Genomic DNA, 8,230 nt, shown 5'->3' with positions numbered 1-8,230 from the left:
GACGAGGCATGACGGAGGGAACGGGGAGGAAGGACGAGTGGATCACTGCCCGGCTACGGTTGCGTCGCATGACCCACACCGAGATCGAGATCACCGCGGAGCTGGTCCGGGAACTGCTGCGCGATCAGCACCCCGACCTGGCCGATCGTTCTCTGGAACTCGGCGCGCGTGGCTGGGACAACCAGGTGTGGCGGCTCGGCGACGACCTCGCCGTCCGGTTGCCCTGGGCGACGCAGACCGCGGACGCGCTGCTGCGCAAGGAGTACGCCTGGCTGCCCGCCCTCGCCCCGCACCTTCCGTTGCCGGTCCCCGTCCCGCAGCGCCTCGGGGAGCCCTCCGGGAGGTTTCCGCGACCCTGGATCGTCACCACCTGGGTACCGGGCGCACCCGCCGACCGCGCCCCCGCCACGCGTGCCGCGGACGCGGCCGACAACTTGGCCGCCTTCCTCACGGCTCTTCACCGGCCTGCCCCCACCGGGGCGCCCGCCGGCCGTGATCGCGGAGGACCGCTGGCCGACCGCGCCGAGCAGTTCACCAAGATGCTCGCCTCGGCCACCGAGCTGGGGCTGGTCTCCGACCCGGGCGCCGTCCGCGCGGTCTGGAAGGACGCCGCCGCCGCGCCCGACTGGGCGGGCCCGGCCCTGTGGCTCCACGGCGACCTGCATCCGGCCAACGTCCTCACCGCGGACGGCGCCTTCTGCGGCGTGATCGACTTCGGAGACCTCTGCGCGGGCGACCCGGCCTGCGACCTCGCCGCCGCCTGGATCCTGCTGCCGGACGGTGCCGCCGACCGCTTCCATGACGCCTACCAGCCGGCCCCGGACGCCGCGACCCTGCGCCGCGCCCGCGGCTGGGCGGTGCTGCGCGCCCTCGCCGGGATCCTCATCGGAGACGCCGGCGTCCACGGACGCCCCGGCGGCAAGCCCACCTGGGGCCCACCCGCCCGCACCGCCCTGCGACGCCTCACCGCGGCAGCCCGTCGCTGAGCAATCTCCCGCCGTCGCAAACCGGTCGACCGGCCCGGCTTCCTCGTCCGGTTCGGTCAGGCGGCGCGGTCTGCTCCGTCCCGTTGCCGGTTCGGGGACGCTTGCAGGCCGGACGCCTGCTCCTCAGGGTCCTCAGGGTGACGAAAGCCCGGTTCAGGCGCGCTTCCGAGTGCTGCGGAGGGGGAGAGGGCCGGGACATGACGATCGGCGTGCTGACCAAGGTTCCGGTCTGCCCTCGACCCGTTCGCGAAGCGAGTCGGTCATGGGGGTCGGGGGATGCGCCGGTCCGGTCGAAGCGGGTCGGATCAGCTGAGGGGCGAGTCGGCGGCTGTGTCGGCGAAGGCCATGGACGGCCGGCTGATCGGCGATCGGTGAGCCGGGCCCGGGCCGAGGGCCCGCCGCACCGTGTCAGGTGGCCTCGCACGGTGCGACGGATGGAGACAAGCAGCCCTTCCGTTCCGAGTTCAGCCCAGTCCGCAGCGGTCGAGCGAGGCACGAACCCGGTTGAGCCCCTCCGCTCTCCAGTGTTCCCGGTCGGGCATCTGGTCCTCCCGGCGCCAGCGCCAGGCCGAGAACATGGCCCAGTCCACGGCGCGGCACCGGTGGATCAGGTCCTGGTCAGCTCCCGCATAGTGCTTCTCCACCTCGTCGGACGCATGGGCGAGGTCGAACTCGACCGGCCCACGGCAGCACGTGGCGAGGTCCACGAAAAGCGGACCCCTCTTCGTGTTGAGGAGGTTGCCCGGATGCGGCTCACCGTGCAACAACTGGTCGCCGGCCTTGTTCACGCTGATTGCGGCGCTCAGTCCACCCAGTGTGCTGATGAGGAGTTCCCGGTCGGCATCGGGCAGTTCGGGGGTCTGCTCCCGGTCGTTCACCTCTCTCAGTGCCCCGGCGACTCGATCGGTGAAGTGCGGTGCGTCCAGATCGACCTGGCGCAGGGCGGCGTGGTGCCGCATGAGCACGTCCGCGTAGTCGGCCGGCGCGATCTCCGTCTCCACCGGTTCGTAGTAGGTCCACAACGAGATGGCGAAGGCATCGCGCACATGGACGCGGGGGTCGACCCGAGGCTCCAGCTCGGCCACCGGAGCGTCGACCTCCGCGAGACGGCGGGCGACCTCCACCTCGAACTCGGAATCAGCCAGATGCCCCAGAGGCGCGACCCGAGCCAGGACGTCACAAGGGACCAGGCGCAGCGCGACGCGGTCCGAGTTGTGGACGACGACCACGTCGTCGACCCGAAGGCCCAGCTCCGAAGCGGTCGCCCGTCCTGCCTCGACCGCGCGACGGAGTTCCGAAGGCTCCATGTCGTTCTCCCTCATCGTCGGGTACACATACACGTCCGGGGACGACAACGACGCCCCGATGTCTTCGCGGACATCATCCGGCACCCGGCCCCGGGGAGAGCCGGTCCCGGTCGGCTCCGCCGTAAAGCCGGACGCCCCGCCCCGGGGCAGTCGCCTCGGCCAGCACCGCCAGCTCGGCACGGTCGCCCTCGTCGACCGGGGCGACCGCGCCCGCGCCGTTCGCCACCGCGTCCTGGACGGCCGGCAGCGGGTCGTCCGACCCCGGCACGCGGACGACGAGAAGGCCGGCCACGTCCGTCGTCGACGGCCCGCCGTCGAACCCGCGGTAGACATCGACGTAGTCGACGGCCCGGGACGGGTCCATGCCCGGCACGAGACGCTCCAGCGCCGAGGCCTCCTCGTGCGTGTCGACGAAGCGGCGGAGGTTGGCCTTCCAGCCGGCGAACCGCTCGGCCGTCATCGTGCGGTCATGGTGCGGGTGCGCGCCCGAGGCGGCGCGGGAGTACGCCCGTCGCGCGCCGTGCCCGGCGAGTCGGTAGGCGAGCTCCTGGTCCTCGAGGCCCCAGCCGACGAACGGCTCGTCGAATCCGGTCGGCGCGACCCGCCCCAGGAACCACCGGTCGACCGACACGTTGCATCCGTCCTCGGCCTCGAGGTCGTCCTGGCCGACGGAAGAGTCGTCACGACGGGACACCGGACGTCCAAGGGGGTGAGCGGCTACGACCTCACGAGCCTCTTCGTGGGCTCGGAGGGCACGCTCGGCGTCATCACCGGCGCGACGCTTCGGCCGCGGTCGAAGGCCGTCGGCCCGCGGGCGACGGTCGCCGCCTACTTCCCGGATGCCGCCGCGGCGGCCCGGGCACCGCTGGCGCCCGCCCGCGGCGGCCTGACGCCGAGCTTCCTGGAACTGATCGACGAGGCCACGCTGCGGGCGTTGCACGCATGGCAGCCGCTCGATCTGCCCGGCGACGGGGTCGCGCTGCTGCTCGCGGAGTTCGACGGGGTCGACGCCGACCGCGCGGCAGCCGAGACGGGCCGGCTGTGCGGGAAGCTGAACGCGGTCGCGACTCAGGTCACGACCGACGAGGCGGAGTCCGAGCGACTGCTCGACATCCGCCGGCATGCCCCGGGGGCGCTGGAGCGGATGGGCAGGACCATGGTCGAGGACTTCGTCGTACCGCGTTCCCGGCTGGGCGACATGCTGGTGGAGATCCGGCGTATCGCCGCGCGGCACGACGTCCTCGTCGCGACGGTGGCGCATGCGGGCGACGCCAACCTCCATCCCACCCTGCTGTTCGACCGCACCGAACCGGAGATACCCGCGCGCGTCTGGTCCGCCGCGGACGACATGTTCCGGACCGCCCTACGACCGGGCGGCACCCTCACCGGAGAACACGGTATCGGGACGCTGAAGAAACGTTGGCTGCGCGACGAACTCGGCGACGACGGAACGGGCGTCCACCAAACGATCAAGAGCGCCCTGGACCCTCTCGGGATCATGAATCCCGGCAAGGTCCTGTGAGTTCGCACGCCCCAACACGGCGTCAGACAGGGGACGAGGAAGGTCTGATGGGAAAGTCAAGCAGTGACGAATGGCCGACGAGGGTGAAGAGCGTCATCGTCGACGTTCTTGACCTCGGCATCGCCCCCGGGGGGAACGCGCCGACGACCTTTCGCTGTATTCGTCGACCCTGAAAATGGACTCGATGACACTCCTTCACCTGCTGGTGACCTTCGAGAGCGAATTCGGCTTCGAGCTCGATGACGAGGACGTCATGAACGCGAACCTCGACACCGTGCGCAGCTTGGTCGACCTGGTCGTGGACGTGGCAGAGGGGGACCGGGGCGCGGTGGCGGCCGGGCCCGCGAACGACGGTCTGAGGGGCTGAGGCATGCCGGTGACCGGCGATGTGTTCCACCTGGACAAGGACCAGGCGCCCACACACTGGTACAACGTCCTGGCCGACCTGCCGTTCGAGGTTCCCGCGCCCCGGCCGCCACTGGCCCGGGACACGGGCGCGGACGAAGCGCGGGCACCGCGTCCCCAGCTCCCTCCGTCCCTGTACCGGCAGAGCACCGGGAGCGGGCGGTTCGTGGAGATCCCCGAGCCGGTCCGCAGCGAGTACCAGCGCCGGCGGCCCACGCCCCTGTACCGGGCCACAGGGCTGGAGAGGGCACTCGACACCCCCGCGCACATCTACTTCAAGTTCGAGGGGACCAGTCCGTCGGGCAGCCACAAGATCAACACAGCGCTGCCCCAGGCGTACTACTACAGCCGATCCGGTGTCAGGGAAATGGTGACAGGAACGGGAGCGGGGCAGTGGGGCACCGCCCTCGCCACGGCCTGCCACCCGTACGGAATGGAATGCACCGTCTTCAGGATGCGGTGCAGCTACGAGCAGAAGCCCTACCGCGGCACACTCATGCGGCTCAACGGAGCCCAGGTCGTCAAGAGCCCGAGCACGCTGACCGAAGCCGGCCGGGCGGCGCTGTGGGAGAACCCCCGACGCACCGGGCAGCCTCGGGATCGCCAATGCCGAGGCCATCGAGTACGCCGCCCCCCGGTCCGCCGCGCGCTTCTCCATCGGCAGCAAGGCCGAGGGAATCGTCCCGGCGCCGGAGTCCGCGCACGCGGTCGCCCACGCGATGGAAGAGTCCGTCGAAGCCCGTCGGCAACGGCGCAAGCGCGTCATCCTCTTCAGTATGAGCGGTCATGGTCTGTTGGACCTGGGGGCCTACGAACAGTTTCTCTCCGGTGAGATGCTCGACTCCGAGCCCAGCGACGAGGAGAGCGCTCGGGTCGACCAGATCGGGCGCGTCGCCGTGCACCTGGTCGACTGCGTCGTCGACGTCTCGAACCTGCTGTCCGAGAGTCCGGACCTCGACACCGCCCGTGCGGCCCTCGGCTCGGCCCGCTCCGCGGTGGTCGCCGCCACCTGCGCGGTGCGCCACACGCACGACCGCGTGAAGACCGCGACGACGTGAACATCGGTCCGGCGTTTCGGCAGCGGAGTCAATCCCCGTTCCCGGGCGTGCTCCGGACGACTTCCACAGGGTGTCGGTGACGATGCTCCGCTCGCGACCCGCGGTCCTCTTCGCCGCGTCCGTGGCCTGCCCGGAGGCCGGGACGCTGGTGGAGGCCTTCACGCTCTGCGCGCCGCAGACGCCCACCGGAGCTGTCGCGACCGGGATCAGTGGTCCACGTGTCCGGGACGCGGGGCCGAGGCCCACCGCCCTTCACGGCCACACACGCTGCTCACTGCCGTCGGCCGGGAGGTCCAGGCACAGTCGGTAGCCGCCGTCCGCGGTCGGGCCGCAGGTGACTGTGCCACCGAGCAACTCGGCACGCTGACGCAGGCCGACCAGGCCGTAGTGGGCACTGGGAAGGGGCAGAGCGGGCCGGGTCGGTGCCGTGTTGGTGACCGTGACACGGACGGTTGCGTCCTCGTGGCGGACGCGGACGGTCGCTTTCGCGCCGGGGGCGTGCTTGCGCACGTTGGTCAGCGCCTCCTGGACGGTGCGGTAGATGGCGCGTTGGACGGGCGGTGGGAGGCTGCCGGACAGGTCCGTGTGCAACTCGGCCTCGATGCCGCTGTTGTCGACCAGCTGAGGGATGTCGGCCAGGGAGGGCTGTGGGATGAGTTCCGTGGGACGGCCTCCGGAGGCCCGCAGGACGCTGACCATGTGCCGCAGTTCGTCCAGGGTCTGCACGCTCAGCCTGCGGATCGTGGCTGCGGCTTGTTTGACGTCGGCGTCCCGGCTGCCGACCTGGAGCACTCCGGCCTGCACCGCGATGAGACTGACCTGGTGGGAGACCACGTCATGCATCTCTCGAGCGAGTGCCGTGCGTTCCTTGGCCAGCACGGTCTGGGCTGTCAGCTGCCGCTCGTGGTCGCGGGCCCGGGAGATCTCGGCGAGTCGCAACGACAGGTCACGCCGGGCCTGCACGAGCTGGCCGAGGAAGACGGGTGCGGCCGCCGTCGCCGCTGTGTAGCCCAGAGTGACAAAGGTCGACGGTGTCGAGAAGTCGAAGTCCGGCGACGGAAGAGAGGTCATGTCGCTGATGGTGAACGCCACGGCGCAGACGGCCAGCAGGGTGCGACGGCGGGTGAGTGAGGCGAGCGTGTACAGCGCGGCCAGGGCGGCGAAAACCGCGTCGGAGAGGAGGACCGAGGGAAGGGTGAGCAGGAACGTGAGCAGCGGCAGCCGACGGCGGGGGAGGAGAGCGAAGGAAGCGGCCAGGGCGCAGGCCATGCGCAACGGCTCGGAGGCGTCGACATGGGCCCAGACGTCGAGCAGTGAGATTCCGACGAGGGCGGCGTCCAGCAGCGGGGCGGACAGGGGGCGAGTGCTCATGATCTCTTCTGGTCCCGCGGCGGCTTGAGCAGGCCGGCTCGTTCCGCGAGCAGGGCGGCCTGGACACGGCTGCCCACTCCCAGCTTGGTGAGGATGGCGCTCACATGGTCCTTGACCGTGCCGGTGCTCAGGTGCATCCGTGCGGCGATGTCGGTGTTGGACAGTCCCTCGGCGATGAAGCCGAGTACGGCGCGTTCGCGGTCGGTCAGCGGGTCGAGGCTGCGGGCGGCGTCCTCCTGCAGGCCGGAGTTCAGATAGCCGTCCACGACCGTCCGGGTGACCTTGGACGACAGAACGGTGCCGCCGTCGGCCAGGGTCCGCACCAGGTAGGGCAGTTGGTCCGGGTCGGTGTCCTTGAGCAGGAAGCCGGCGGCGCCCGAGCGGAGGGCCGTGGCGACGTACTCGTCCATGTCGAACGTCGTGAGCATCGCCACCACCGGAGGGTGCGGCAGCCGAAGGAGGTCGGCCAGGACGGTGAGGCCGTCCACGTCGGGCATCCGGATGTCCAGCAGCACGATGTCGGGGCGTCTCTCCCGCGCCGTTCGGATCGCCTGGCCGCCGGGAACCGCCGCCACGACCTCGATGTCGTCGGTCGCCTCGAGGATGCGCTGGAAGCCCGTACGGATCAGCGCCTCGTCGTCGACCACCATCACCCGGATCACGCGTGCTCCACTCACCATCGGGCCCACTGTCCGATTCGTACCATGCCGAGACCGGTCCCGCGGGTGGCCGACACCGAATGCGGCCGGGTGGCGGGAGCGTGCCAGCCAGTCGGCGGGGCCGGTTCCGGACAGGTGCCGGATGGTCGCCGTACGTAGCTTTGCCCGACTGTGGAGGTGGGAGCTCCGTATACCGCCACCACGCCCGCCCGCCTCCTGGTCAACCGGCTGACGACAGACGTGAAAGCTCCGTGTCGCACCACCGGCTCCACGGAATTTCGGCCGTCTCGCACCAGTCGGCCCGCCGCCGGGCAGGAAGGGGATCAGCCATGACGATCTGCCTGACACTTCTGTGCGCGACCGCCGGGGACGACACCGGCGAGGCGATCTTCGACGACGGCGTCCTGAACGGGCGCGGCCTGTCCGGGGCAGGCGCCGCCGGAGCGGTCCTGCCCCGCTACACGGTGGCCGTCCGGGCACCTTCGACCCGTTGCGCCCGGACTGCTCACGCCCTGGCCCTCAAGACCACGCTCGAGCCCGCGCTGCACGACTTCGACTACGGCAAGTGGCGCGGTCGCACAGCCGCCGAAGTCGCCGCCACCGACCCCTACGGGTTCTCCGTCTGGCTGACGGACCCGGATGCCAAGCCCCACGGAGGGGAGACCGTGCGCCAGCTCTGCCAACGGATCACGCGTTGGCTGGAGAGCCTGCCGCCCGACACGGGCCGCGCACTGGTCATCACGGAGCCGGCCGTTACCCGGGCCGCGCTCGTCCACGCCCTGTCAGCACCGGTGAGGGCCTTCTGGCACCTCAAAGTGCCGCCTCTGTCGACGGTGTCCGTCGCGTCGTGTGCCGGTCGTGGGAGTGTCCACTGGAGCTGAACTCGTGGGGTCGCAGGGGCTGACGGGACGTAGCCCCTGCG

At 70.9% G+C, this 8,230-nt stretch carries 10 protein-coding genes; 6 read left to right on the top strand and 4 right to left on the bottom strand.

What is annotated here, in order from left to right:
- Positions 1-68 precede the first annotated feature (68 nt).
- Positions 69-986 (top strand): aminoglycoside phosphotransferase family protein, encoded by a 918-nt coding sequence (locus B7L92_RS32625; protein ID WP_081240895.1) that lies wholly within the window; start codon positions 69-71, stop codon positions 984-986.
- Positions 987-1,450: 464 nt separating this feature from the next.
- Here the strand turns inward: B7L92_RS32625 and B7L92_RS32620 are convergent, their stop codons facing one another.
- Both B7L92_RS32620 and B7L92_RS32615 read right to left on the bottom strand, forming a co-directional pair.
- Positions 1,451-2,293: a phosphotransferase gene (locus B7L92_RS32620; RefSeq protein ID WP_081240894.1), complete on the bottom strand. Its 843-nt coding sequence runs from the start codon at positions 2,291-2,293 to the stop codon at positions 1,451-1,453.
- Positions 2,294-2,366: 73 nt separating this feature from the next.
- Positions 2,367-2,987: a glycosyltransferase family 2 protein gene (locus B7L92_RS32615; protein ID WP_255311247.1), complete on the bottom strand. Its 621-nt coding sequence runs from the start codon at positions 2,985-2,987 to the stop codon at positions 2,367-2,369.
- A 15-nt stretch (positions 2,988-3,002) separates the two neighbouring features.
- Here B7L92_RS32615 and B7L92_RS32610 point away from each other — a divergent pair, with 15 nt between their 5' ends.
- The 4 genes from B7L92_RS32610 (at position 3,003) to B7L92_RS42960 (ending at position 5,278) form a co-directional block, all read left to right on the top strand.
- Complete coding sequence (locus tag B7L92_RS32610) at positions 3,003-3,815, top strand: FAD-binding oxidoreductase (RefSeq protein ID WP_255311246.1); 813 nt, start codon at positions 3,003-3,005, stop codon at positions 3,813-3,815.
- Between the two features lie 184 nt (positions 3,816-3,999).
- Positions 4,000-4,182, top strand: coding sequence for an acyl carrier protein (locus tag B7L92_RS42965; protein WP_255311245.1), 183 nt, complete (start codon positions 4,000-4,002; stop codon positions 4,180-4,182).
- 3 nt (positions 4,183-4,185) lie between these two features.
- Complete coding sequence (locus tag B7L92_RS32600; protein WP_255311244.1) at positions 4,186-5,052, top strand: pyridoxal-phosphate dependent enzyme; 867 nt, start codon at positions 4,186-4,188, stop codon at positions 5,050-5,052.
- Entirely contained in the window at positions 4,997-5,278 is a 282-nt protein-coding gene (locus B7L92_RS42960; protein WP_255311243.1) for a hypothetical protein, read from the top strand. The genes B7L92_RS32600 and B7L92_RS42960 overlap by 56 nt, the downstream gene beginning before the upstream one ends.
- A 252-nt stretch (positions 5,279-5,530) precedes the next feature.
- Here the strand turns inward: B7L92_RS42960 and B7L92_RS32595 are convergent, their stop codons facing one another.
- Positions 5,531-6,649, bottom strand: coding sequence for a sensor histidine kinase (locus tag B7L92_RS32595; protein ID WP_081240893.1), 1,119 nt, complete (start codon positions 6,647-6,649; stop codon positions 5,531-5,533).
- Entirely contained in the window at positions 6,646-7,311 is a 666-nt protein-coding gene (locus tag B7L92_RS32590) for a response regulator (RefSeq protein WP_081240892.1), read from the bottom strand. The genes B7L92_RS32595 and B7L92_RS32590 overlap by 4 nt, the downstream gene beginning before the upstream one ends.
- 326 nt (positions 7,312-7,637) lie before the next feature.
- Here B7L92_RS32590 and B7L92_RS32585 point away from each other — a divergent pair, with 326 nt between their 5' ends.
- A complete protein-coding gene (locus B7L92_RS32585; protein WP_170102270.1) occupies positions 7,638-8,189 on the top strand; it encodes a histidine phosphatase family protein in 552 nt (183 codons plus the stop codon).
- The last annotated feature ends 41 nt before the right edge of the window (positions 8,190-8,230 follow it).

Source organism: Streptomyces viridosporus (genome assembly GCF_002078235.1).
GTDB lineage: Bacteria > Actinomycetota > Actinomycetes > Streptomycetales > Streptomycetaceae > Streptomyces > Streptomyces viridosporus.
This window is presented reverse-complemented; position numbering and strand designations above follow the sequence as displayed.